The organism is Streptomyces sp. NPDC024698, from assembly GCF_055559015.1.
This window is the reverse complement of the sequence record NZ_JBVHLK010000001.1, coordinates 57,682-82,840: the sequence shown is the minus strand read 5'-3', so window position 1 is coordinate 82,840 and position 25,159 is coordinate 57,682. Positions and strand designations below refer to the sequence as shown.

The 25,159-nt window shown below is 72.8% G+C and carries 23 protein-coding genes; 16 read left to right on the top strand and 7 right to left on the bottom strand.

The genetic code is table 11. The features are described from left to right. The first annotated feature begins 175 nt into the window (after positions 1–175). Positions 176–1,198, top strand: coding sequence for a C40 family peptidase (locus tag ACZ4AA_RS00370; RefSeq protein WP_467592950.1), 1,023 nt, complete (start codon positions 176–178; stop codon positions 1,196–1,198). A 77-nt stretch (positions 1,199–1,275) separates the two neighbouring features. Continuing rightward, positions 1,276–2,475: a hypothetical protein gene (locus ACZ4AA_RS00365; RefSeq protein ID WP_467592947.1), complete on the top strand. Its 1,200-nt coding sequence runs from the start codon at positions 1,276–1,278 to the stop codon at positions 2,473–2,475. A 13-nt stretch (positions 2,476–2,488) separates the two neighbouring features. On the opposite strand, the gene ACZ4AA_RS00360 is transcribed toward ACZ4AA_RS00365, so the two are convergent. Next, positions 2,489–3,013, bottom strand: coding sequence for a PadR family transcriptional regulator (locus tag ACZ4AA_RS00360; RefSeq protein WP_467592944.1), 525 nt, complete (start codon positions 3,011–3,013; stop codon positions 2,489–2,491). A gap of 128 nt (positions 3,014–3,141) precedes the next feature. Between ACZ4AA_RS00360 and ACZ4AA_RS00355 the strand changes: the two genes are divergently transcribed. Next, on the top strand, positions 3,142–4,467 hold the full coding sequence (locus tag ACZ4AA_RS00355; protein WP_467592942.1) for an MATE family efflux transporter: 1,326 nt from the start codon (positions 3,142–3,144) through the stop codon (positions 4,465–4,467). On the opposite strand, the gene ACZ4AA_RS00350 is transcribed toward ACZ4AA_RS00355, so the two are convergent. After that, positions 4,431–5,669, bottom strand: a complete 1,239-nt coding sequence (locus tag ACZ4AA_RS00350; RefSeq protein ID WP_467592939.1) for a glycosyltransferase 87 family protein — start codon at positions 5,667–5,669, stop codon at positions 4,431–4,433. The genes ACZ4AA_RS00355 and ACZ4AA_RS00350 overlap by 37 nt on opposite strands. 143 nt (positions 5,670–5,812) lie before the next feature. Here ACZ4AA_RS00350 and ACZ4AA_RS00345 point away from each other — a divergent pair, with 143 nt between their 5' ends. Beyond that, positions 5,813–6,955 carry a glycosyltransferase family 4 protein gene (locus ACZ4AA_RS00345; RefSeq protein ID WP_467592937.1) on the top strand — a complete coding sequence of 381 codons (1,143 nt, stop codon included), beginning with the start codon at positions 5,813–5,815 and terminating at the stop codon, positions 6,953–6,955. Positions 6,956–7,200: 245 nt separating this feature from the next. Here ACZ4AA_RS00345 and ACZ4AA_RS00340 read toward each other — a convergent pair whose 3' ends face one another. Beyond that, positions 7,201–8,997 carry an AMP-dependent synthetase/ligase gene (locus ACZ4AA_RS00340; protein WP_467592934.1) on the bottom strand — a complete coding sequence of 599 codons (1,797 nt, stop codon included), beginning with the start codon at positions 8,995–8,997 and terminating at the stop codon, positions 7,201–7,203. A gap of 296 nt (positions 8,998–9,293) precedes the next feature. Between ACZ4AA_RS00340 and ACZ4AA_RS00335 the strand changes: the two genes are divergently transcribed. From ACZ4AA_RS00335 to ACZ4AA_RS00310, 6 genes are all read left to right on the top strand, one after another. Beyond that, complete coding sequence (locus ACZ4AA_RS00335; RefSeq protein WP_467592931.1) at positions 9,294–10,091, top strand: metallophosphoesterase family protein; 798 nt, start codon at positions 9,294–9,296, stop codon at positions 10,089–10,091. A gap of 124 nt (positions 10,092–10,215) precedes the next feature. Further along, a complete protein-coding gene (locus ACZ4AA_RS00330; protein ID WP_467592929.1) occupies positions 10,216–10,656 on the top strand; it encodes an SRPBCC family protein in 441 nt (146 codons plus the stop codon). A gap of 274 nt (positions 10,657–10,930) precedes the next feature. Then, complete coding sequence (locus tag ACZ4AA_RS00325; RefSeq protein WP_467592926.1) at positions 10,931–12,100, top strand: ArsA family ATPase; 1,170 nt, start codon at positions 10,931–10,933, stop codon at positions 12,098–12,100. 92 nt (positions 12,101–12,192) lie between these two features. After that, the gene (locus ACZ4AA_RS00320) at positions 12,193–12,678 is read left to right on the top strand and encodes a DUF5304 domain-containing protein (protein WP_467592923.1); all 486 of its coding nucleotides are present in this window, start codon (positions 12,193–12,195) and stop codon (positions 12,676–12,678) included. Positions 12,679–12,732: 54 nt separating this feature from the next. Then, positions 12,733–13,686, top strand: coding sequence for an ROK family glucokinase (locus tag ACZ4AA_RS00315; RefSeq protein WP_398395472.1), 954 nt, complete (start codon positions 12,733–12,735; stop codon positions 13,684–13,686). A 228-nt stretch (positions 13,687–13,914) separates the two neighbouring features. Next, entirely contained in the window at positions 13,915–14,679 is a 765-nt protein-coding gene (locus tag ACZ4AA_RS00310; RefSeq protein ID WP_467592919.1) for an endonuclease/exonuclease/phosphatase family protein, read from the top strand. Positions 14,680–14,798: 119 nt separating this feature from the next. Here ACZ4AA_RS00310 and ACZ4AA_RS00305 read toward each other — a convergent pair whose 3' ends face one another. Together ACZ4AA_RS00305 and ACZ4AA_RS00300 are read right to left on the bottom strand one after the other, a co-directional pair. Further along, the gene (locus ACZ4AA_RS00305) at positions 14,799–15,569 is read right to left on the bottom strand and encodes a hypothetical protein (RefSeq protein WP_467592916.1); all 771 of its coding nucleotides are present in this window, start codon (positions 15,567–15,569) and stop codon (positions 14,799–14,801) included. Beyond that, entirely contained in the window at positions 15,562–16,371 is an 810-nt protein-coding gene (locus ACZ4AA_RS00300; RefSeq protein WP_467592913.1) for an alpha/beta hydrolase, read from the bottom strand. The genes ACZ4AA_RS00305 and ACZ4AA_RS00300 overlap by 8 nt, the downstream gene beginning before the upstream one ends. Positions 16,372–16,530: 159 nt before the next feature. Here ACZ4AA_RS00300 and ACZ4AA_RS00295 point away from each other — a divergent pair, with 159 nt between their 5' ends. From ACZ4AA_RS00295 to ACZ4AA_RS00275, 5 genes are all read left to right on the top strand, one after another. Further along, positions 16,531–17,391, top strand: a complete 861-nt coding sequence (locus ACZ4AA_RS00295; RefSeq protein WP_467592910.1) for a lysophospholipid acyltransferase family protein — start codon at positions 16,531–16,533, stop codon at positions 17,389–17,391. Between the two features lie 27 nt (positions 17,392–17,418). Then, positions 17,419–18,636 (top strand): MacS family sensor histidine kinase, encoded by a 1,218-nt coding sequence (gene macS / locus ACZ4AA_RS00290; RefSeq protein WP_467592908.1) that lies wholly within the window; start codon positions 17,419–17,421, stop codon positions 18,634–18,636. A gap of 19 nt (positions 18,637–18,655) precedes the next feature. Continuing rightward, positions 18,656–19,354: a response regulator gene (locus tag ACZ4AA_RS00285; protein ID WP_467592905.1), complete on the top strand. Its 699-nt coding sequence runs from the start codon at positions 18,656–18,658 to the stop codon at positions 19,352–19,354. A 140-nt stretch (positions 19,355–19,494) separates the two neighbouring features. After that, the gene (locus ACZ4AA_RS00280; RefSeq protein ID WP_467592903.1) at positions 19,495–20,523 is read left to right on the top strand and encodes a 6-phosphofructokinase; all 1,029 of its coding nucleotides are present in this window, start codon (positions 19,495–19,497) and stop codon (positions 20,521–20,523) included. Positions 20,524–20,605: 82 nt separating this feature from the next. After that, positions 20,606–21,601, top strand: a complete 996-nt coding sequence (locus ACZ4AA_RS00275) for a 2-hydroxyacid dehydrogenase (protein WP_467592900.1) — start codon at positions 20,606–20,608, stop codon at positions 21,599–21,601. Here ACZ4AA_RS00275 and ACZ4AA_RS00270 read toward each other — a convergent pair. Then, a complete protein-coding gene (locus ACZ4AA_RS00270) occupies positions 21,553–23,505 on the bottom strand; it encodes an anthranilate synthase family protein (protein WP_467592897.1) in 1,953 nt (650 codons plus the stop codon). The two genes, ACZ4AA_RS00275 and ACZ4AA_RS00270, sit on opposite strands and share 49 nt — an antisense overlap. 108 nt (positions 23,506–23,613) lie before the next feature. Beyond that, positions 23,614–23,670, bottom strand: coding sequence for a trp operon leader peptide (locus ACZ4AA_RS00265; RefSeq protein WP_101392327.1), 57 nt, complete (start codon positions 23,668–23,670; stop codon positions 23,614–23,616). 125 nt (positions 23,671–23,795) lie between these two features. On the opposite strand from ACZ4AA_RS00265, the gene ACZ4AA_RS00260 reads away from it, so the two are divergent. Beyond that, positions 23,796–25,013 (top strand): glycoside hydrolase domain-containing protein, encoded by a 1,218-nt coding sequence (locus tag ACZ4AA_RS00260; RefSeq protein ID WP_467592894.1) that lies wholly within the window; start codon positions 23,796–23,798, stop codon positions 25,011–25,013. Positions 25,014–25,159 lie beyond the last annotated feature (146 nt).

The window sequence follows — 25,159 nt, the reverse complement described above, 5'->3', positions numbered from 1 at the left end:
GGGCGAATTGCGACAACTCGCGCTGACCCCACGCCCCGTCGGTGACCTGCGTCTCCGGCGGGGCGTCACTGTGCGTGCCCGCGGGGGTCTTTGGCCGGTGCGTGGTCGCGCGGTTACTGTCTGCCGCGTTCCCCCGACGGCGGGGGAACGTCAGCGGAAGGGAGTGCGGCCACTCGTGGGGTTCCATCGCCGCCTTGCACCGACCGGCTTCGACCGGGGCGCCGGTGCGTTCGGTGTCGCCGCCTGCGTGATGTCCGCGGCCGCCGCCGCGCTCGGCACCCTGCCCGCCTCCGCGGCGCCGCGGGGCGACGCCCGGGCCGAGGTGGACCGCCTCTACGCCCAGGCCGAGAAGGCCACCGACGCCTACAACGAGGCCGACGAGCACGGCGACGCGCTGCGCCGGCAGATCGGCACGGCGCAGGACGAGATCGCCCGGCAGCAGGACCGCGTCAACGCCATGCGGGACGAACTGGGTTCACTCGCCGGGGCGCAGTACCGCTCCGGCGGCCTCGACCCGTCCCTCGCGCTGCTCTTCTCCGCCGATCCCGAGGACTATCTCGACAAGGCCACCGCGCTCGACCGGATCAGCACCCGTCAGGCGGGCGAACTCAAGGACCTCCAGCTCGCGTTGCGCGACCTGGCCCAGGAACGCGAGGAGGCCGACGGGAAACTCGCCGAACTGGAGCGCAGCCGTACGGCGGTCGCCCGGAACAAGCGGGTCATCGAGGGCAAACTGGCCAAGGCGCGGCAGCTCCTGGCCGCGCTGCCGTACGCCGACCGCGCCGCCTACGGCCGGGCGTCGCGCTCGGTCCGGGCCGACCTGCCGGGGCTCGGCGACTCCGTCGCCTCCTCCTCGCGCGCGGCCATCGCCGTCGCGGCGGCCCGTTCGGCACTCGGCCGCCCCTACGTGTGGGGCGCCAACGGGCCCGGCGGCTTCGACTGTTCGGGCCTCATGCAGTGGTCCTACGCGCACGCGGGCGTCGGTCTGCCCCGCACCTCGCAGGCCCAGCGGTTCGCCGGACACCGGATCCCGCTCTCCCAGGCACGGCCAGGTGACCTGGTCACCTACCGGTCCGACGCCAGCCATGTCGGGATGTACGTGGGCAACGGCCAGGTGATCCACGCCCCCTACCCGGGCGCCCCGGTGCGCTACGACCCGGTCGGGATGATGCCGATCTCGTCCGTCACCCGCGTCTGACGGGCCGCGGACCCGGACACCGCACGGGCCGGGCGAGCGGTCCTGTAGGCGGGCACGGGCACCGTACGATCGGGAGAATGGCTGGTCGAAGGTGTGCGTCGCGAGCGGGGCTCTCGGTGGTGCTGCTGCTGCTCGCCGGGCTCGTCGGCTGCGGCGGCCGGCCGGCGCCCGACACCGCCGCGGCCGATGTGCGGCGGGTCCTCGACCGGCGGGCGGCCGCGGTCCTGGACCGGGACGAGGCGGCCTTCCGGGCCACCGGCGCCGCGGCCGGTGCCGGAACGGGCCTCGCGAACCTGCGGGAGGTGCCGCTGGCGGGCTGGTCCTACCGTCTGGCCGGTCTGAGCCGCACGGGCGACCGCGCCACGGCCCGCGCCGAACTGCGCTACCGCATCGACGGCTACGACACCGCGCCCGTCACGGTGGACCGCACGCTCGGGCTCACCCGGACCGGCGGAACCTGGCGCGTCACCTCCGACAGGCCGGCCGGCAAGGGCGGCGAGCAGCTGTGGGACGAGGGGGCCGTGACGGCCGTACGGGGTGAGCACAGCCTCGTCCTGGGGGTCGGGCAGTCGGGCGAGCGGCTGCGTTCCTTCGCGTCGCTCGCGGACCGTGCCGTACCGGCCGTGTCCGACGCCTGGGGCACGGACTGGTCGCGGCACGTCGTCGTCCTCGTACCGAAGTCGCTGGAGGGCATGGCGGGGCTGCTGGGGGCACCGGCGTCCGGGTACCGGGGGATCGCGGCGGTCACCACCGGGGAGGCCGGGGGCTCGGCGAAGGCGCCCGCGGACCGGATCATCGTCAACCCGGACGCGTACGGCGTCCTGGGCGACCTCGGCAAGCAGGTCGTGCTCACCCACGAGACCACCCATGTCGCCACCCGCGCCCACACCACGGCCGCCACCCCGCTGTGGCTCTCCGAGGGGTACGCGGACTGGGCCGGCTACCGCGGCAGTGGGCGGACGCCCGGACAGGTCGCGCCGGAACTGGAGCGCGCGGTGGCCGGGGGGCAGGTCCCGGCGGCACTGCCCGACGACCGTGACTTCGGGTTCACCGCGGACGCGGGCGCGCTGGCGCGGGCCTACGAGGGCGGCTGGATGGCCTGCCGGCTGATCGCGGACCACTGGGGCGAGGTCCGGCTGAACGACTTCTACCGCGCGGTGGGCGACCACGGGAAGCGGGCGGGGGCGGTCGAGGGCGCGCTGCGCGACGTGCTGCACACCACGCCGGAGGACTTCACCCGGCTGTGGCAGCAGTATCTGAAGGACCAACTGGGCTGACACGCCCGGCCGTTCACGCCTCCAACAGGTCGATGGCCTCCGCGAGCCAGGCGCGCTCCGCCGTGCCGGTCGCCCGTGCCACCCGGAGCATGCCCTGCCGGAACAGGTCGCCGGCCTGCTCCGCGCGCACGGGCTCGCCGTCCTCGTAGAAGAAGCTCGTCGGGGCCTGGAGGAACTCCTGGCGGCGGCGCAGCACCGCGGCCTGCTCGCGCGGGTCGCCCAGGTGGCGCAGGAACGACAGCAGGGTGTTGAAGCGGACCTGGTCGGTGATCTCGGCCTGCTTGGGGTGCCGCAGCCGCTCCAGGAGGTCCTCGCGCCCCTTGTCGGTGAGCGACAGGATGCGCCGGGGGGCCGCGCCGCTGCCGGGCTCGGTGTGCTGGTCGAGCAGCCCCGCGTCGACCAGGCGGGTGAGCGCCGGGTAGAGCGCGCCGTCGCTGACCGGACGGACATGGCCGCTGAGCGCCTTGATGCGCTCCTTCAGCTCATAGCCGTGCAGGGGCTCCTCGTACAGAAAGCCCAGGATCGACAGTTCCAGCATCCGGCCCTCCCTTCCCTCGCGTGCGCCCCACGCGGCCGGCGCTCGGGGCGCTTGCCGGGGTTCACGCGCCCATGGTACCTCTTATCGAGCTACCTCGAAACGAGGTAGCTCGCTTCGAGGGAGTCGTCGTGAACGCCCACCGCAGGCAGCTCATAGCCCTGGCCCACCCCGTCTACCTCTCGCTGCTCGCCTCCGTGGCCGCCGGAATCATCAACACCGTCTGGGTCTCCCGGCTCGGCGGGGACGCGGTGGCCGCCGTCGCCGTCGCGACGAACACCGAGAACGTGCTGCTCGGCGTCGCCCTCGTCTTCGCCTCGGGCACCACCGTCCTGGTCGCGCACGCCCGGGGCGCCCGCGACCCCGGAGCGGTCCGCGCGGCCGTACGCGGAGGCTGGGCGCTGTGCGCCGCGCTCACCCCGGTGACCGCCCTCGGCGGCTTCCTGCTGCGCGCGCCGCTGGCCCGGCTGGTGCTCGGCGGCGACGGACCCGCGCTCACCCTCGCCGTCCGGTACTTCGCGATCTCCATGCCAGGCATCGCCGTCTTCTTCGCGCAGAACCTCGTCGACGGCATCCTCAAGGGCGCCGGCGACACCCGCACCCCGATGCGTCTCGCCCTGCTGGCCAACGGCCTGATCCTCGGCCTCGACCCGTTCCTCATCCACGCGTACGGCGTTCCGGGCGCCGCCCTCTCGACCGTGCTGTGCCGCTCGGTGGCCCTCGCCGCGGGTCTGCGGGCCCTGCGCCGCGACCCCCTGCTCTCGGCGGCGGCCGGCGCGGCACCCGCCGAGGGCACCGGCGCGGCCCTGCGCCGCACCCTCACCACCGGCCTGCCCATGTCCGCCGACTTCACGGTGCGCCAGGGCGGCGCCCTGGTCCTGGTCGCGATCGTGGCCCGCCTCGGGACGACGGCGGTGGCCGCCTACGCGATCGCCTACAAGGTCATGTACGTCGCCACCATGGCGTTCTACGCGGTCCGCCAGGCCGCCTCGATCCACACCGCGCACAGCCGCGGCGCGGGCCGGGACGAGCGGGGCGCCATCGGACGGCAGGCCGTCCTCGTCTCGGGGACCGTCGGCCTGCTCGCGGCGGTGCTGCTCGCCACCCTGGCCCCCTGGATCATGCGCGGGTTCGGCGCCGGCCCCGCGGTCGCCCACGACGGCGTGCTGTTCCTGCGCTGCGTCGGCCCCTACCTGCTGCTGACGGCCTGCTTCATCGCCCTCGGCGGGGTCTTCGAGGGCAGCGGGGGAGCACCCGTGCTGCTGCGGGTCACGCTGACCGGCACGACTGTCCAGCTGCCGCTCGCCCTCACCCTGTCGGCACAGGGGCTGCCGGGCATCTGCCTGGCCCTCGCGCTGTCCATGACGGTGCAGTGCGCGGCCCTGTGGCTGTGGGCCAGGCGGGCCGCGCGGGCCGCGGGTCAGGAGGCCAGCGTCTCCTTGGCGCGGGCCGCCTGAGCCGGGAGGTCGGGCGCGGGACGGGAGACCGTGCTCCGCCACAGCTCCCGGGCGGCCAGCACCGAGGCGATCACCAGCAGACCGTTGCGCAGGACCAGGAGGGTGATGCCGAGCCAGGTGCTGCCCACGACGTCCGCGAACCAGGTCGGGAACTCCAGCACCGTCACGAAGCACGCGAGCAGCACCAGACAGGCCGGCACCACCATCCGGCTCGCACGGAAGCACAGGCACACCGCGGCGATCCCGACCAGCCACACCAGATACTGCGGGCTGATGACCCGGCTGGTGGTGGTGAACATCAGGACACCGACGAACGCCGCGTCGGCGAGCGTGTGCGACAGGAACCGCTTCGCGCACAGCCGCCACAGCAGCAGCCAGCCGAAGGCGAGCGCGGTCAGTATCAGCGCCGCCGTGCTCACCAGGTCGACGTACGGGCCGACGAACTCCACCGAGCCGTAGTTGAGCAGCACCCGCCCGTCCCAGCCGTGGTGCCGGGCCACGTGGAAGACGAGGGAGCCGAGCGACTCCACCTCGGTGCCGCGGTCGCGCTGGAAGGTCAGGAACGCGAACGCGCCCGGCATCGTCGCCCAGAACAGCGCACCGATCCCGGCCGCCGTCGCCGCCGCCCAGACCCAGGCCCGGCGGCGCACGGCGCCGAGGAGGAGCAGCACAGGCCACACCTTCACCATCGCGCCGAAGCCCGTGAGGATCCCCATCACCCGGGGGTGGCGGGAGCCGGCGAGCAGCGCGGCGACCGCGAGGGCCGTCACCATCACGTCGTAGCGGGCGTACACGGTCGGCCCGAGCAGCGGGACCCCGATCGCCCACACCCAGGCGCCGCGCAGGGTCTTGCCGGAGCGCGGGCCCGCGTACAGGAGCAGTCCGAAGACCACCAGGTCGGCGACGAAGGCCAGCACGAAGAAGGCGTGCGCGTAGTCGAGGAACGGCAGCAGACCGGGGGCGAGGATCGCGAGCGAGGCGGCCGGCGGGTACTGCCAGGTGACGTCGCGCAGCGGGAAGGTGCCGTGCCGCAGGACGTCGTACCAGCCGTGGTAGATCACCGAGACGTCGCTGGTGACGTCCGGGCCCGGGAAGACGTACACCTTGGCCACGAACAGGAGCAGCGCCAGCCTGGTCAGGCCCCAGATCCCCAGCAGCGCGGCCACGCCCAGCGGGAACCTCGTGCTCCGTGCCCCCGTCATGCCCACCTGGCCCTCATCGTCCGGAATCCGTGCGCCTCGCCGCCGCGCTTCGAGCGGAACCAGGGTGACGCACCGGTCTGTGTGCGAGCCGTCGAGCGCGGCCGTGCGGAGCTGTGAGTATAGATTCGATAGTGTCGAACACGATGCACAAGACCCTGATCGTGACGAACGATTTCCCGCCCCGCCCCGGCGGCATCCAGGCCTTTCTGCACAACATGGCCCTGCGCCTGGACCCCGATCGGCTCGTCGTCTACGCCTCGACCTGGAAGCGCGGCCACGAGGGAGCGGAGGCCACCGCGGCCTTCGACGCGGAGCAGCCCTTCACCGTCGTACGGGACCGCACGACCATGCTACTTCCGACGCCGGGCGTCACCCGGCGGGCGGCCGGACTGCTGCGCGAACACGGCTGTACGTCGGTGTGGTTCGGGGCGGCGGCACCGCTCGGTCTGATGGCCCCGGCGCTGCGCAGGGCGGGCGCGACCCGCCTCGTGGCGACCACGCACGGCCACGAGGCCGGCTGGGCCCAGCTGCCCGCCGCCCGCACCCTGCTGCGCCGCATCGGCGAGTCCACCGACACGATCACCTACCTCGGCGAGTACACGCGCTCGCGGATCGCCTCCGCGCTGACCCCCGAGGCGGCCGCGCGCATGGTGCAGCTGCCGCCGGGCGTCGACGAGCGGACCTTCCACCCCGGCTCGGGCGGCGAGAGGGTCCGGGCCCGGCTCGGCCTCACCGACCGGCCCGTCGTCGTCTGCGTCTCCCGCCTGGTCCCGCGCAAGGGCCAGGACACCCTCGTCCTCGCCATGCCGCGGATCCTCGCCAAGGAGCCGGAGGCGGTGCTGCTGATCGTCGGGGGCGGGCCGTACGAGAAGGAGCTGCGCAGGCTCGCGCACGAGACCGGGGTCGCGGGCTCGGTCCTGTTCACCGGTGCGGTGCCCTGGTCGGAGCTGCCCGCGCACTACGGGGCCGGGGACGTCTTCGCGATGCCGTGCCGTACGCGCAGGGGCGGACTCGACGTCGAGGGGCTCGGCATCGTCTACCTGGAGGCGTCCGCGACGGGCCTTCCGGTGGTGGCCGGCGACTCCGGGGGCGCGCCGGACGCGGTGCTCGACGGTGAGACGGGCTGGGTCGTCCGCGGCGGCTCCCCCGAGGAGAGCGCCGACAGGATCGTCACCCTGCTCGGCGACCCCGAACTGCGCCGCCGCATGGGCGAACGCGGCCGGTCCTGGGTCGAGGAGAAATGGCGCTGGGACCTGCTGGCCGAACACCTGCGAGAGCTTCTCTAGCGCGTCACCAGGTTCGCCCACCGGGGTGCCGCTGACCGACTTCCGGTGCCTGCGGACCGCCCTGGGTTGCTCGCAACCACGACGGGCCGTCAGCCCGGGACGAACCCGATCCCCGCGGCGCGGGCCGGAGCGCCCCCCGGAGGACGGGGCAAACGGCCCCCCGGACGGAAACGGCTCGGCCCCCTCCAGCAGAGGGGGCCGAGCCGTGTTGTCTCCGGCCGGGGCAGTCCCCGGTCGCTCGGGCGTCAGCCCCGATACAGTGCCTCGATCTCGTTCGCGTAGTCCTTCGCCACCACGTTCCGCTTCAGCTTCAGGGACGGCGTCAGGTGCCCCGACTCCTCCGTGAACTGGTGGGCGAGGATGCGGAACTTGCGGACCGACTCCGCCTTGGACACCGCGGCGTTGCCGTCGTCGATCGCGTCCTGGATGGCGGCGAACAGGTCCGGGTCCTCACGCAGCGACTCCGCGGTGGAGCCGGCCGGCTTCCCGTGTTCCTCGGCCCAACGGCCCAGGAACTCCTCGTCGACCGTGACCAGCGCGCCGACGAACGGACGCCCGTCGCCGACGACCATGCACTCCGCGACCAGCGCGTGGGCACGGATGCGGTCCTCGATCACGGCCGGGGCGACGTTCTTGCCGCCCGCGGTGACGATGATCTCCTTCTTGCGGCCGGTGATGCGGAGGTAGCCGTCCTCGTCGAGGGTGCCGATGTCACCGGTGTGGAACCAGCCGTCGGCGAGGGCCTCGGCGGTGGCCGCCTCGTTGTTCCAGTACCCCTGGAACAGGTGCTCGCCGTGCAGCAGCACCTCGCCGTCGTCGGCGATACGGATCACGGAGCCGGGCAGCGGCTGGCCGACCGTACCGATCTTCGTACGGTCCCACGGGTTGAAGGCCGTGGCCGCGCAGGACTCGGTCAGGCCGTAGCCCTCAAGGACCGTGAACCCGATACCGCGGAAGAAGTGGCCGAGCCGCTCGCCCAGCGGCGCGCCGCCCGAGATCGCGTACTCGCCGCGGCCGCCGAGCACCGCGCGCAGCTTGCTGTAGACGAGCTTGTCGAACGTCTTGTACTTGATCTTCAGACCGAGCGACGGCCCCGAGGGGGTGTCCAGCGCGCGGCTGTAGGCGATCGCCGTGTCGGCGGCCTTGTCGAAGATCTTGCCCTTGCCGTCCGCCTGGGCCTTGGCGCGCGCCGAGTTGTAGACCTTCTCGAAGACGCGCGGCACACCGAGGATCAGCGTCGGCCGGAACGCGGCGAGCTCGTCGGTGAGGTTCTTGATGTCCGGGACACAGCCCAGCTTGATCGGCGCCATCATCGGCGCGACCTGGACGAGCCGCCCGAAGACGTGCGCGAGCGGCAGGAAGAGCAGCACGGAGCACTCGCCGGTGCGGAACAGCGGGCGCAGCCGCTCCACGATGTTGCCGCACTCCGCGAAGAAGGCGCGGTGGGTCAGCACACAGCCCTTGGGGCGGCCGGTGGTCCCGGAGGTGTAGACGATGGTCGCCGGGTCGTCCGCCTTGGCGAGCGAGCTGCGCTCCTCGACGGCCGCGTCGCTGACGTCCGCGCCCAGGCGCCCCAGCTCCTCGACGCCGCCGGCCTCGATCTGCCAGACGTGTTCGAGGGCGGGCAGCCGGTCGCGCACCGACTCGACGCAGGCCGCGTGCGCGGGAAGCTCCACGATGCAGGCCCGTGCGCCCGAGTCGCCGAGGATCCACTGCACCTGCTCGGGCGAGCTGGTCTCGTACACCGGCACGGTGACGGCGCCGGCGCTCCAGATCGCGAAGTCGAGCAGCGTCCACTCGTAGCGGGTCCGTGACATGAGCGCGACGCGGTCACCGGGCCGCACGCCCGAGGCGATGAGCCCCTTGGCCGCGGCCAGCACCTCGGCGAGGAAGACGGTGGCGCTGACATCCGTCCAGGTGCCGCCCACCTTGCGGGCGATCACGGCTACGTCGGGATGCTGCGCGGCGTTTCGGCGGACGATGTCGGTGAGATTTCCGTCCGCGGGGACCTCGTACAAAGCCGGAAGGCTGAACTCGCGCAAGACTGCTGCTCCTCATAGGGCGCCGGCGCCACGACTCTGTGTGATGCGACGGTGCGGTCCAAGGCTCGGGCAAGTACTCAAGAGATCACTTGTTGAAATCCCGAGTACGACTGGACTGCCCGGACGTTACCCGCCGGTATGGCCTCTTCGACAGGGGGTCCCGGTGAGATGTTCTATGCGTCACACGTGTTGGCGTTCCTTGGCGCACAGTAGTCCACGCGCTTCCGGGGGTGCCAGTAATCGCAGGTCCGGCCGCCTCTGTTCACGTTTGCCACACCGGCCTACGCTTGATCGTCATGGCATCCACACCGGTCGGCCGTCGCAAGACGCGCATTCATGTCGTCAGTGACGTGCACGGCAACGCCCGGGACCTCGCCCGGGCCGGCGAAGGCGCCGACGCTCTGATCTGCCTCGGTGACCTGGTCCTCTTCCTCGACTACGCCGACCACGCGCGCGGCATCTTCCCGGACCTCTTCGGCGTGGAGAACGCCGACCGCATCGTCGAGCTGCGCACCGCGCGCCGCTTCGAGGAGGCGCGCGCGTTCGGCGCCCGGCTGTGGGCGGGCATCGGCACCGACCGGGCCGCGGCGATCGAGAAGGCGGTGCGCAAGCAGTACGCCGAGCTGTTCGCGGCCTTCCCGAAACCGACGTACGCGACCTACGGCAATGTCGACATGCCGGCGCTGTGGCCGGAGTACGCCGGACCCGGCACGACGGTCCTCGACGGCGAGCGGGTCGAGATCGGCGGCCGGGTCTTCGGGTTCGTCGGCGGGGGACTGCGGACCCCGATGCGGACGCCGTACGAGATCAGCGACGAGGAGTACGCGGCCAAGATCGAGGCGGTCGGCGAGGTCGACGTGTTGTGCACGCACATTCCGCCGGAGGTGCCGGAACTGGTGTACGACACCGTGGCGCGCCGCTTCGAACGGGGCTCCCGCGCGCTGCTGGACGCGATCCGGCGTACGCGCCCCCGGTACGCGCTCTTCGGCCACGTCCACCAGCCCCTCGCCCGCCGGATGCGGGTCGGGGCGACGGAATGCGTCAATGTGGGGCACTTCGCGGGCTCGGGGCGCCCCTGGGTGCTGGAGTGGTGACGCGGCGACAGGGCTGAAGGCCAGGTGGGGTGACAGCGCCCGTGGCCGTGCGCGGTAGCCTTCACGCTGCACACACGTGCGCACCATCCTCCCTCACCGGACCGCATCTCGAGGAGCCACCGCGATGGCGGAACACACCAGTTCGAGCATCACGATCGAGGCGGCGCCGGCTGACGTCATGGCGGTGATCGCCGACTTCGCCCGCTACCCGGACTGGACGGGTGAGGTGAAGGAGGCGCAGGTCCTCAAGGAGGACGAGCACGGCCGCGCCGAGCAGGTCCGGCTCGTCATGGACGCCGGCGCCATCAAGGACGACCAGACCCTCGGTTACACCTGGACCGGCGCGAACGAGGTCTCCTGGACCCTGGTCAAGTCCCAGATGCTGCGCTCGCTGGACGGCTCGTACCTCCTCGAGCCCGCGGGCGAGGGCGCCACCGAGGTCACCTACCGGCTGACCGTCGACGTCAAGATCCCGATGCTCGGCATGATCAAGCGCAAGGCCGAGAAGGTCATCATCGACCGGGCCCTGGCCGGCCTGAAGAAGCGCGTCGAGGAACCGGCGTAGCCCTGCCCCACCCCTGGGGCTCCGCCCCAGACCCCGCTCCTCAAACGCCGGAGGGGCTGAATCTCTCGGTGCTGCTACCCGCACCCGGGATCCGGCGCGAGGGGACGGGCCGGTACATCGATGCCCGTCGCCGCCGACGCCCACACCTCACCCGACACCCGACGGCGACGGGCTGATGCACCGGCACGACCCCGACCCACCACCGGACCGCACCCGACCCACCGGACCGCACCCGAAAACCGCCGAGGCCCCCGCACCGGTAGCGTTCACCCCCATGCGCACCATCCTGATCACCGGCCAGGGCGGCACAGGCCGTACCACCGTCGCCGCGGCCACCGCGCTGAACGCCGCGCGGGAAGGCACCCGCACCCTGGTGCTCACCGCCGACCGCACCGACACCCTCGGTGCCGTCCTCGGCGTCCCCACCGGCCCCGACCCCGTGGAAGCCGCCCCCGGCCTCACCGCCTGGCGCCCCGACGCCGCCGCCCGCTTCCGCGACGACCTCACCGCCTTCCAGCGCCGCGCCACCACCGCCCTCGACCTCCTCGGCGCCTCCCGCCTGGACGCCGAGGAGGTCACCCCGCTCCCCGGCGCCGAGGAACTGGCCCTGCTGCGCGCCCTGCGCGACGCCGCGCTCTCGGAGGCGTACGGCCTGCTCGTCGTGGACCTGCCCCCGGCCCCCCAGGCCCTCGCCCTCCTCGCGCTGCCCGAGGAACTCCGCCGCTATCTGCGCCGGCTGCTCCCGCCCGAACGGCAGGCGGCCCGCGCCCTGCGCCCGGTCCTGGGGCGGCTCGCGGGCGTGCCCATGCCCGCCGAGTGGCTGTACGAGACCGCGGGGCGCTGGGACATCGAGCTGGCCGCCGTCCAGGGCGTCGTCGAGGACCGCGCCACGACCGTACGGCTGGTCGCCGAACCCGGACCCGCCGGCACCGACGCCGTCCGCACCGCCGCCACCGCCTTCGCCCTGCGAGGACTGCCCGTCGACGGTCTGATCGCGAACAGGGTGCTGCCCGGGGCCACCCACGACGCCTGGCTGGGATCCCTCGCGGCCCAGCAGCGCAAGGCCCTGGAGGAGTGGCGCGAGGCCTACACGGTCCACGAGGTCCCGCACCGCGGCCACGACCCGCGCGGCACCGACGACCTCGCCGCGCTTCCCGTCCCCGGCGTCAACACCGCGCCCACCCCGGTCGAGTGGCCCGTGACCGACCGTCTCGCCGACGACGGCGTGCTCGTGTGGCACATTCCGCTGCCCGGCGCGATACGCGACGAGCTCGACCTCATCCGGCGCGGCGACGAACTCGTCGTCACCGTCGGCCAGTTCCGCAGGATCGTCCCGCTCCCGTCCGCTCTCCGGCGCTGCACGGTGGCCGGAGCCGCGCTGCGCGAGGGCGAGCTGCGCATCCGTTTCACCCCGGATCCAGGGCTGTGGCCGCGCGGGAAGTGACCGCCCGGCATCCGGGGTGCCGGGCACGGTGAACGGGGTACCCCCGTTCGGGTAACGTCGAAGGCACGAGAAACGTAGGCAGGAGTCCCGCCATGAGCGAAGAGCGCCCCACTTCCGACGCCGCTCAGGAGGAGACGGCCGACGAGGTCCGTTTCGAGGAAGCGCACGCCACCGACTCCGACGCCTGGGCGACCGCCTGTGCGGAGGACCTGGCCGCGGAGAAGGCCCGCCGCCGCGCCCAGCACGGCCCGCCGCCCGGCTCGGCCGCCGAGGAACTGCGCAAACTCGTCGACGCCGTCGCCGACAAGCTCTCCGGACTCCAGTCGCCGCTGTTCGGCGCGGTGGCGGGCGGCACCGCCCAGCAGGTGGTCAGCCAGGTCGTGCAGCAGGCCAAGGCCGCCGTGGAACCGGTGCTGGAGCGCAACCCCGAGGTCTTCGACCACCTCGCCGCCGCGGGCTCCGAACTGCTCGCCGCCTACCGCTCCGCAGTCGAGAACCAGGAGCGTCGCTGGACCGCTCGCGGCACCGATTCCCCCGACGACGAGCCCGGTCCGGGCGAACACATCGACCTGGACTAATCGCCCCTCGGGTACGGTTGGCCGTAGCGGGGCTCGACCGAAACTGAGGGATTCATGGGACTCACCATCGGCGTCGACATCGGCGGCACGAAGATCGCGGCCGGTGTGGTCGACGAGGAAGGCAATATTCTCTCGACGCACAAGGTGCCGACCCCGGGCACGCCGCAGGCCATCGTGGACGCCATCGCCTCGGCCGTGGAGGGCGCGCGGGCCGGGCACGACATCGTCGGCGTCGGCATCGGTGCCGCCGGATATGTGAACCGACAGCGCTCGACGGTCTACTTCGCGCCGAACATCGACTGGCGCAACGAGCCGCTCAAGGCCGAGGTCGAGCGACGGGTCGGGCTGCCGGTCGTCGTCGAGAACGACGCGAACGCGGCCGCCTGGGGCGAGTACAAGTTCGGCGCGGGCAAGGGCCACCGCAACGTCATCTGCATCACCCTGGGCACGGGCCTCGGCGGCGGCATCATCATCGGCAACAAGCTGCGCCGCGGGCACTTCGGCGTGGCCGCCGAGTTCGGCCACATCCGGATGGTGCCGGACGGCCTGCTGTGCGGCTGCGGCTCGCAGGGCTGCTGGGAGCAGTACGCCTCCGGGCGCGCGCTCGTCCGGTACGCCAAGCAGCGCGCCAACGCGACGCCCGAGGCGGCGGAGGTTCTGCTGAGCCTCGGCGACGGCACCCCGGACGGCATCGAGGGCAAGCACATCTCCATGGCCGCCCGCCAGGGCGACCATGTCGCGGTGGACTCCTACCGCGAGCTGGCCCGCTGGGCCGGCGCGGGTCTGGCGGACCTCGCCTCGCTCTTCGACCCGTCCGCCTTCATCGTCGGCGGCGGTCTCTCGGACGAGGGCGAGCTGGTCCTCGACCCGATCCGCAAGTCGTACAAGCGCTGGCTGGTCGGCGGCAACTGGCGCCCGGTCGCCGATGTGATCGCCGCTCAGCTGGGCAACAAGGCCGGTCTCGTCGGAGCGGCGGACCTGGCCCGGGAGCCCGACCCGATCATGTAGGTCCCGCGTGTCCCGCACGGCAGCGCCCGCCGACCCCGCACAGGACGGCGGGCGCCGCCATGTCCGGCCTCAGCCCCGGACCGCGGCCCCGCCCGCTGCCGCCTCACCCGATCGAGGGGTCTCCGGCGCGCCGGAGGGAAGCGAGCCCCCGTCCCGTGTCTTCGCGGAGCGGCGGCCGTGTCGCCTTTCGGCCCTTCCGACGGGCTCCCGGCGCGTATCTTGATCGCCATGCCGACCAGCTTCTCCGCCAGTCCGCTGCCCGTGTCCCGTACCGAGCCCGACGGTTCGGCCGTCATCCGCGTGCTCAGCTACAACATCCGCTCGATGCGCGACGACACCGCGGCGCTCGCCCGGGTGATCAGCGCCTGCGCACCCGACCTCGTCCTGGTCCAGGAGGCGCCGCGGTTCTTCCGCTGGCGCAAGAAGCTCGCGCGACTCGCCTCGTCCTCCGGCCTCGTCGTCCTGTCCGGAGGCGCCACCGCCGCCGGACCCGCGCTGCTGTGCACCCTGCGGGCCACCGTGGAGCGCACCGAGGACGTGCTGCTCCCGCTCACCCCGGGGGAGCACCGGCGCGGCTTCGCCACGGCGGTCGTCCGGTTCGGGGGTGCCCGGCTCGGCGTGCTGAGCTGCCATCTGTCGCTCCGGAACGACGAGCGCCGGGAACAGAGCGGCATGCTCCTCGACCGGCTCGCCGGGCTCGGCACCGTGCACGCCGTCGCGGGTGGCGACCTCAACGAAGCCCCGGCGGGACCGTCGTTCCGCCGTCTCGCGGGCGCGCTCCAGGACGGCTGGGCCACGCGTCCCTGGGGCGGGGAGCACACCTGGACGTTCGCGGGCCCCGAGCGGCGCATCGACGCCGTCTTCGCCACCCCCGGCGTCGAGGTGCTCGGCTGCGGGGTGCCGCTCGGCCTCCCCGGCGTGAGCGAGGCGGACCTGAGGGCGGCCACGGACCACCTGCCGGTCCTGGCCGCCCTCAGAGTGCCCGCGTCCTAGAAGCCCGGCCGAAACGCCCGGCCGGTCCTGGCCGGCCGGGTCGGATCACCGCGACCGCGCCCCGGTCAGAGCACCCCCAGGTCAGAGCACCGCGCCCGGGCCACTGCACCGCGCCCCGGTCAGACCACCGCGCCGCGCCCCGGGTCGTCGTGGTCCTCGTCGTCGTCGTTCATGCGCGTCACCAGGGTGGCGAAGCCGCCGAGGAAGCCGCCGACGCCCAGGGTGGTGAGCCACCAGGTCATGTCCCAGCCGAGCAGTACGGCCAGTAGAAGCAGGGTGGGGCCGCCGAGCACGCCGAGCCAGGCGAACTTGGCGGTCGTGTCCGCGGCGGGCAGCGGAGGCGGCTCGGGCGGAACGAAATGGCCCTCGTCGTCCTCGTCGTAGTCGTCCTCGGACGGCTCGGGCGCGCGGTAGTCGCGCGGGCCGCCGACCCCGGGAGCGAAGGCGATCGAACTGCCGAGCGGCTTGACGGCCGCGGGCGGATCGCCCGCGGATGCCTCCGGCTCGGACCCGGCGCCCGGAGCCGGGGTGTCGCCCTTGCCCTCTTCGTCTCCCGCGCCGCCGCCGTCCGCACCGGAGTCGATGTCCGGCCCGGGCTCGGGAAGCGCCAGGTCCTCGATGGGCCGGAACGGCCGCGAGCCGGGCGGGTCCGGCGGCTCCTGGCCGTACCCCTCGACGATCGACTTCCAGGCGGCCTCCTCGTCGAAGGGCACGCTCTGCTCGTCGCCCGCGGACTCCGCGCGGGTTTCGGCGGGCGGCTCCCCGGTCAGGTCCCCGGCGGATTCGGTGCGCGCGTCGCCGACACCCTCACCGTGCGCCCCGTCGAGCGGCTCGCCCACCGGGACGCCCTTCTCCTCGGAATCGCCCCGGTCCGCGTCGTGCTCAGCCACCGGCTGCCGTCCCTTCCTGCCGTCCCACCCGACCCGCGTCGGCCTTCGTGCCGGCACCGGGCGCGAGCCGGGTGACGAAGGAGTGGCTCTCCTCGAAGATCCGGTCCGCGTCGTGGTCCAACGTCGCGACGTGGTAGCTCTGTTCCAGCACGATCTCCGTGACGTCGGTGGAGGACACCCGGCCCAGGATGCGCGCCGAGTCGGCGGGGGAGACCACATGGTCCTGGAGACTGTGCAGCAGCAGGAGCGGCTGGGTGACCTGCGGCAGCTCCGCGTCCACCACCCCGCACAGCAGGCGCAGCGAATGCGCGGCGTGCAGCGGCACCCGGTCGTAGCCGAGCTCCTCGGCGCCCTCCTTGGCGATGTCGCTCGCGATGCCCTTCACGGACGGGACGAGGTGACGGAGCACGGGCAGGGCGTGCGCCGTCAGGCCCTGCACCTTGTTGAGCGGGTTGACGAGCACGACGCCGCTGATCTCGTCTCCGTGCCGGGCCGCGAGCCGCAGGGCCAGCGCGCCGCCCATCGAGAGCCCGAGGACGAACACCCGTGAGCAGCTCGCGCGCAGGGCGCGCAGCTCGCGGTCGACCTCCGCGTACCAGTCCTGCCAGCCGGTGACCTGCATGTCCTGCCAGCGCGTGCCGTGTCCCGGCAGCAGCGGCAGGGCGACGGTCAGGCCCTGCTCGGCGAGGTACTCCGCCCAGGGGCGCAGCGACTGCGGGGAGCCGGTGAAACCGTGGCAGAGAAGGACGCCGACCTCTCCGCCCTCGTGGCGGAACGGCTCGGCTCCAGGAAGGACCGGCACCTCGGTCTCCTGTTCATGAGTTGGGCGGAAAACGACTCCGGATGTGCTTCACCGTACGCGACGGTACTGACACCGACCAGGGTCGTCGGGTCCTTTGACGGTGCTCCGGGTTAAGGTCTGATCCACGACACAGGAGGCACGCGGGTGATCTACGGCGCAATGAAGTTTTCCATCGGAGGGCCGCTGAAGCTCGCCTTCAGACCCTGGGTGGAAGGCCTCGAGAACATCCCCGCCGAGGGCCCGGCCATTCTGGCGAGCAATCACCTCTCGTTCTCGGACTCGTTCTTCCTTCCCGCGGTCCTCGAACGCAAGGTGACCTTCATCGCGAAGGCGGAGTACTTCACGACCCCGGGCATCAAGGGCCGGATGACGGCCGCCTTCTTCAAGGGGGTCGGCCAGCTCCCGGTGGACCGTTCCGGCGGGCGCGGCGCGGGCGAGGCGGCCATCAAGAGCGGCATAGACGTGATCGAGCGCGGTGAGCTGTTCGGCATCTACCCGGAGGGCACCCGCTCGCCCGACGGCCGCCTCTACCGCGGCAAGCCCGGCGGTCTCGCGCGCGTGGCCCTCGCCACGGGCGCGCCCGTCGTCCCGGTCGCGATGATCGACACGGAGAAGATCCAGCCGCCGGGCAAGCTGATGCCCAAGCTGATGCGTCCGGGCATCCGTATCGGCAAGCCGCTGGACTTCAGCCGCTACAGCGGCATGGAGCACGACCGGTTCGTGCTCCGCGCGGTGACCGACGAGGTCATGTACGAGATCATGAAGCTCTCCGGCCAGGAGTACGTCGACATGTACGCGACGGCCGCCAAGCGGCAGATCGCGGACGCGGCGAAGGCCGAGAAGGACGCGGAGAAGGCGGCCAGGGCGGCTCTCGCCCAGGCCGAGAAGCTGGCGGCCGCGGACCAGGCGGGCGAAGAGGGCGCTCCGCGGGCCGGCGCACGGGGCGAGGGCGAGAGAGCGGACGAGGGAGAGACCGGACCGGCCGACGGGCAACGTTCCGGCTCCCAGGAGCGTCCGTAGGGACGTCGGCGTTGTGGGGTGGGGGGCATGGCCAAGCGCGAGAGAGTCATGAGGATGTCGGTCGAGCAGCCGCTGTGGCGTGCGCTGACCGGCTACCGGGTGCTGACCGTGCTGTACGCGATCGGGCTCTTCGCCACCACGTACGACAGGTTCGCCCGACCCTGGGTGGCCGTGGTGTTCTTCGCGTTCCTGCTGGTCTGGACGCTGGCCACGCTGCCCAGGGTCGCCGGCGCGGCCCACTGCACCAAGCGGTTCCTGGCCGCCGACCTCACCGTCGCGCTGACCGGCATCCTGCTCACCCGCGTCGCGGACTCCGCCTCACGCATCGACGCGGGCGGTCCGACCCTGCCGTCGATATGGACGGCGGGCGCGGTCCTGGCCTTCGCGATCAAGGGCGGCTGGCGGTGGGCGGCCTTCGCCTCCACGCTCGTGGCCGCGGCCAACCTCGTCGAGCGCGGCGCCCCGACCCGGGACACCGTGCACAACGTGATCCTGGTCTGGGTCGCCTCCATCGCCATCGGCTACGTCGTCGAGGTCGCCCGCGCCTCCGAGCGCACGCTCGCCCGGGCCCTGGAGATCGAGGCGGCCACCCGCGAACGCGAGCGGCTCGCCCGGGACATCCACGACGGCGTGCTCCAGGTCCTCGCCATGGTGCAGCGGCGCGGCACCGCGCTCGGCGGCGAGGCCGCGGAGCTCGGCCGGATGGCCGGTGAGCAGGAGGCCGCGCTGCGCACCCTGGTGTCGGGCGGTCTGGTGCCCGTCTCCCGGGTGTCGGAGGACGTCTCGCTCGGCGCGGTCGTACGCGCGGTGGAGGAACCCGACGACGAGGACGGCGCGGGCCCCCTCGACCTGCGCGGACTGCTCGCCCCGTACGCCACCGCCCGCGTGACCCTGTCCGAGCCCGGAGCGCCGGTGCCGCTGGACCCGCCCGCCGCACGGGAACTGGCCGCCGCCGTCGGCGCCGCCCTGGACAATGTCCGCAGGCACGTGGGCGTGGACGCCAGGGCCTGGATCCTGGTCGAGGACGAACCGGACGCCGTGATCGTGACGGTGCGCGACGACGGCCCCGGTATCCCTGAGGGGCGGCTCGCGCAGGCCGAGGGCGAGGGGCGGCTCGGCGTGGCGCTCTCGATCCGCGGCCGGCTGCGCGACCTGGGCGGCACGGCGGAGCTGGTCTCCGTCCCGGGACAGGGCACCGAGGTCGAGCTGAAGGTACCGAAGGACACGAGGGCGAAGACGCGATGACGAAGGCGGCGGCAGGGCGATGACGGTCGGGGCGGCGGAGCCGCGAGCGGGGGAGAACCCCATCAAGGTCATGGTGGTGGACGACCACCCCATGTGGCGGGACGCCGTGGCCCGTGACCTGGCGGCCGCCGGGTTCGACGTGGTCGCGACCGCCGGCGACGGCGAACAGGCCGTGCGCCGCGCGCCGGCGGCGGCCCCCGACGTCCTGGTCCTCGACCTCAACCTGCCCGCCAAGCCGGGGGTCCAGGTCTGCAAGGAGCTGGTCGGCGCCGACCCGTCCCTGCGCGTCCTGGTGCTGTCGGCCAGCGGCGAGCACGCCGACGTACTGGAGGCGGTGAAGTCGGGCGCGACCGGTTACCTCCTGAAGTCGGCCTCGGCCGAGGAGCTGACCGACGCGGTGCGCAGGACGGCCGCGGGTGACCCGGTGTTCACCCCGGGTCTCGCGGGACTGGTCCTCGGCGAGTACCGCCGGCTGGCCTCGGAACCCGTCCCCGCCACGGGCGCCGACCAGCCGCGGGCCCCGCAGCTGACCGACCGTGAGACCGAGGTGCTGCGCCTGGTCGCCAAGGGCCTGAGCTACAAGCAGATCGCCGAGCGCCTGGTCATCTCCCACCGCACGGTCCAGAACCATGTGCAGAACACCCTGGGCAAGCTCCAGCTGCACAACCGGGTCGAGCTGGTCCGCTACGCCATCGAGCGCGGACTCGACGAGGGATGACCCGGCCGATGCCACCTTTTGGGTGGTATGTACGTATCAACTCCCCGCAATTCACCGAACAGGCCTTCCGCATCATGTCGAAGTGACCTGGATCACTATTAGCGTGAGTCCGACAGCCAACCGTGGCGAAGGGACTTTCCATGCGGGTCGGAGTACTGACCGGAGGCGGCGACTGCCCCGGGCTCAACGCCGTCATCCGGGGCATCGTCCGCAAGGGCGTGCAGGAGTACGGCTATGACTTCGTCGGATACCGGGACGGCTGGCGGGGGCCGCTCGAAGGCGACACCGTACGGCTCGACATCCCCGCCGTGCGCGGGATCCTGCCGCGCGGCGGCACCATCCTCGGCTCCTCGCGCACCAACCCCCTCAAGCACGAGAACGGCATCCGCCGCATCAAGGAGAACCTCGCCAAGCAGGAGGTCGAGGCACTCGTCGCGATCGGCGGCGAGGACACCCTCGGCGTCGCCGCCCGGCTCGGCGACGAGTACGGCATCAACGTCGTCGGCGTGCCGAAGACCATCGACAACGACCTCTCCGCCACCGACTACACCTTCGGCTTCGACACGGCGGTCAACATCGCCACCGAGGCCATCGACCGCCTCCACACCACCGCCGAATCGCACATGCGCGTCCTCGTCTGCGAGGTGATGGGCCGCCACGCGGGCTGGATCGCCATCCACTCGGGCCTGGCCGGCGGCGCCAACGTCATCCTCATCCCCGAGCAGCGCTTCGACGTGGACCAGGTCTGCGCCTGGGTGACCTCCCGCTTCAAGGCGTCCTACGCGCCGATCGTCGTCGTCGCCGAGGGCGCCATGCCCAAGGACGGCGACGTGGTCCTCAAGGACGGCAGCCTGGACTCCTTCGGGCACGTGCGGCTCTCCGGCGTCGGCGAGTGGCTGGCCAAGGAGATCGAGCGGCGTACCGGCAAGGAGGCCCGCACCACGGTCCTCGGACACGTCCAGCGCGGCGGGACGCCCAGCGCCTTCGACCGCTGGCTCGCCACCCGCTTCGGACTGCACGCCATCGAGGCCGTCCGCGACGGCGACTTCGGCAAGATGGTCGCCCTGCGCGGCACCGACATCGTCCGCGTCCCGATCGCGGAGGCCACCGCCAGGCTGAAGACGGTCGACCCCGCCCTGTACCAGGAGGTCGGGGTGTTCTTCGGCTGACCACGGCGTCCCGGCGCTGCCCGGGTGTCCGCCGGGGGTACGGGCCGTATATTCGGCCCGTACCCCAGCACGGGAGAGACCGGTGGAGATTCTGGCGTTCGGCGTCCAGGCCGACGAGAAGCCCCTGATCGAGAAGGCCTTCGCGGGACGCCACGAGGTCCACTGCCTCGACGTCTTCCTGACCGAGGACACCGCGCCCATCGCCACCGGCCACGAGATCGTGTCCACCAGCGTCAACTGCGCTCTGGGGCACCGCGTGCTCCAGACCCTCGCGGCCGGCGGCACCCAACTGGTCGCCCAGCGCTCCACCGGGTTCAACAACATCGACCTCGACGTCGCCGAGCGCCTCGGCATGACGGTGGCCCGGGTCTCGTCCTACTCGCCGTACTCGGTCGCCGAGTTCGCCTGGACGCTCGGCATGGCCGTCAACCGCCGTATCGTGCGCGCCGCCAACCGCACCCGCGACTTCGACTTCCGCCTCGAAGGACTGATGGGCCGTGACCTGCACGGCCGCACCGCGGGAGTCGTCGGCACCGGCAAGATCGGCGAGGCCTTCACCCGGATCGCCCACGGCTTCGGCATGCGTCTGCTCGGCTGGGACATCGCCCAGAACCCGGCGTGCGCCGCACTCGGCATGGAGTACGTCTCCAAGGAGCGGCTGCTCGCCGAGTCCGACCTCGTCTCCCTGCACGTCCCGCTGATGCCCGGGACCCAGCACCTCATCGACGCCGAGGCCCTGCGCCTGATGAAGGACGACGCGATCCTCGTGAACTCCAGCCGCGGCGGCCTCATCGACAGCCAGGCCCTCGTCGCCGAGCTGCGCGAGGGCCGCTTCACGGGCGTCGGCCTCGACGTGTACGAGGCGGAGGCCGGACTGTTCTTCCTCGACAAGTCCCTGGAGACCGTCGAGGACGACACCCTGGCCCGCCTGGTCACCTTCCCGAACGTCCTGGTCACCTCGCACCAGGCGTACTACACCCGTGACGCCGTCGGTCAGATCGTCGAGGCCACCGCCGCGAACGTCCTCGACTACACCGAGGGCCGCCGCTCGCAGAACGTGCTCGTGCCTCGAAGCTGAGCCGTCAGCTCCCGCAGCACGCCCGCGCCGTTCAGCGTCAGCACCGACTCCGGGTGGAACTGCACGCCCGCGAACCCCGGCCCGCGCAGCGCGTGCACCTCGCCGTTCGCGGCCCGCGCGACCTCGACGCCGTGCGCCGACAACTCCGCCAGCGCCTCGTCGTCGCACCGGGCGGCGAAGCTGTTGTAGAAACCGACGGTCTCGGGCCGCCCGAAGAGGTCGATACGGGTCTGCGCGCCCTGGTACGGCACGTCCTTGCGGACGATCTCAAGACCCAGCTCGGCCGCGATCAGCTCGTGCCCGAGGCACACCCCGAGGACTCCGTGCCGGTGCTCCCGGAGCACCTGGGCGGTCAGCCCGCGCAGGAAACGCATCCTGGGGTCCGCCGCGTCGGAGGGATCACCGGGACCCGGGCCGAGGACGACCGGACCCTCGTGCGCGCGGACCGCCTCGCGCAGCCCCGGCTCGTCGTGACGGCGTACCGTCACCTCAAGGCCCGAAGACCGCAGCACATGCGCAAGCATCGCGGTGAAGGTGTCCTCGGCGTCCACGACCAGCGCGTGCCCCGCCAGGTCCCGGGATCGCTCCTGCATCCGCAGCCAGAACGGCGCCAGCGAGGCCCGCCGCCCGTCAAGCGACGCCCGTACGCGCGGATCCTCGCCCAGCCCCGGCCGGGCGCCGTCCGGACCCGGCCGGCCGGGCCGCACCCCCAGCGCCGTAAGGACCCCCGCCGCCTTGGCGTGGGTCTCGGCGACCTCGCCCGCCGGGTCCGAGCCCCGGACGAGGGTGGCGCCGACCGGCACCCGCAGCCGGCCGTCCGCGTCGATGTCGGCGGTGCGGATGAGGATCGGGGAGTCGAGCGTCTGCGCCCCGGGCGCGCCGTCCGGCCCGTCCTCCTGACGCCCGACGAGCGCCAGCGCGCCCGCGTAGTAGCCGCGCCCGCCCACCTCGTGACGCTCGATGACCCGGCAGGCGTTCTGCACCGGCGAGCCGGTGACGGTCGCCGCGAACATGGTCTCCCGCAGCACGTCGCGCACGTCCAGCGAGGAGCGGCCGCGCAACTCGTACTCGGTGTGCGCGAGATGGGCCATCTCCTTGAGCCGGGGCCCGATCACCACCCCGCCCATGTCCCCGACCGTGCACATCATCTTGAGCTCCTCGTCGACGACCATCGAGAGCTCCTCGATCTCCTTGCCGTCGGCGAGGAACGCCAGCAGGTCCTCGGGGGTCGGCCCCCCGGCCGGATAGCGGTACGTCCCGCTGATCGGGTTCATCACGACCGTCCCGGCGGACATCCGCACATGCACCTCCGGGCTCGCGCCGACGAGCGTCCGCCCACCCGTCTCCCGCCCCCGCCCTTCCGAGGAAGGTCCTTCGGGCCCTTGCCGATTTCCGGTGTGCACGACGAACGTCCAGTACGCGCCCCGCTCGCCGACCAGCAGCCGGCGGAACAGCGCCAGGGCGTCGGCCCGTCCGAACCCCGGGATCCTGCCCTCGTACGTCCGCCGGATCACGAAGTTGGCGCCCTCGCCGCGCCCGATCTCCTCGCGCAACACCCGCTCGACGATCCCGGAGTACTCCTCGTCGCCCACGTCGAAGCCGCCGCCCTCGACCCGGACGTCGTGGGCCGGGAGCTCCGCCACCGCCTGCGCGAGCGGCAGTTCGCGGCGTTCCTCGGGGACGAGCACCGTGAGCGGGGTGCCGTCGTCCCGCACGTCGAAACCGCGCTCCCTGATCTGCCGGAACGGGATCAGCGCCAGAGCCTCGTCGGGGATGTCGGCGAGGCGCTCCACCTCGCGCACCGGCCCCAGCAGCACTTCGACGACGTCGTGGTCACGGCCCGGGGTGCGGCGGCGCAGCAGGGCGAACGGACGGGGATCGTCCAGCAGGTCGAGCAGATTCATCGGTGCGGTCCTTCTCTCGGATCGTGCATCTCGGAGAGGAACGGCCCGGGTCCGCAAACGCCGAAGGCCGCCCTCGGGCGGCCTTCGCGACGTTTCGTCTACGCGCAGTCAGTGGGCCGCCGGATGAGCGGTCCACCACCAGTTCTGGTTCGAATGCGCGAACATGCGCCGCACCTTACCCGACGGTGAGGGGCGGGCAACAGCGTGAAACGGCCCCGCGGGGCGTTCCTACCGTCCGGTCACCGGCCATGGATGGCCAGACAGTCCGAACGCACCGAGAAACGAGAACCATGCGCGCAGCCCGTTCGTCCCAGCCCCGCCGGACCGGCACCCGAGCCCTGACCGTGCTCCTCGCGGCGGCCGCCCTCGCCGCAGGGCCGCTCGTCCCCGCGAGCTCCGCCCCGCGCCCGAGCGACTCCGAGGACCTCACCCAGATCGCCTACCGCGGCTACAAGTTCACCGTCCCCGACTCCTGGCAGATCGTGGACCTGAAGAAACATCCCGACACCTGTGTCCGCTTCGACCGGCACGCCGTCTACCTCGGCACCCCGGGCAGCGACCAGAACTGCCCGGCCAGGGCCACCGGCCGCACCGAGGCCCTCCTGATCCAGCCCGCTCCCGTGGCACCGAAGGCGGTCACCGAGAACCCCACGGCCCGCACCTACCGGGCCACCGCCGACCGCATCGCGGTCAGCGCCGCCTACGGATACGACCGCACCCGCATCCAGGACGTCCTGCGCAGCGCCGGACTGCCCGTCGCCTCGGCCCGGCGCGAGGGGGCCGCCGACCAGGCCGCGGTCGACCCGCTGCCCACCGACGCGACCTCCTACCGCGGTGAGGGCTTCGACGCCTGCACCGCCCCGAGCCAGTCGGCGATGGACGCCTGGCGCGACAACTCCCCGTACGGCGCCATCGGTGTCTACATCGGCGGTCTCAACCGGGCCTGCGCCCAGCAGCACCTGACCGCCGGCTGGGTGCGCACGCAGTACACGCGCGGCTGGCGGTTCTTCCCGCTGTACGTCGGCCGGCAGCCCTCCTCGGACGGCGGCAGCTGCGGCGGCGGCTGCGCGGCGATCACCAGTCCGGTGTCGCAGGGAACCGCGGCCGCCGACGACGCCGTCAAGCAGGCGGCGGCGCTGGGCTTCGGCAAGGGCGCGGTGCTCTATCTCGACCTGGAGCACTACGAGCCCGGCGGCAAGGTCACCGACCAGGTGCTCTCCTACCTCCAGGCCTACACCGTGCGCCTGCACGCCCTCGGCTACCGCTCCGGCGCGTACGGCAACACCTCGTCCCTGGTGTCCGACCTGATCGCCGCCAAGAGCTCCGTCACCCTGCCCGACGTGCTCCACTTCGCCCGCTGGAACGGGGTGTCGAGCACCTCCGACTCCTCGATCCCCTCGTCCCTGTGGGCCAAGCACCAGCGTGTCCACCAGTACGTGGGCGACACGACCGAGACCCACGGCGGCGTGCGGATCTCCATCGACCGCGACCGCCTCGACGTGAACTAGACACCGGCGGCCCTCCTCCCCGGGCGGGGGGGGGGGGGGGGGGGGGGGGGGCGGCCGGCCCCCCCCCCCCCCCCGCCCCCCCGGCGGGGGGGGGGGGGGGCAAGATTTTGGTGTTGGGGGGGCGCGCGGCCCCAACCCCCCCAGTT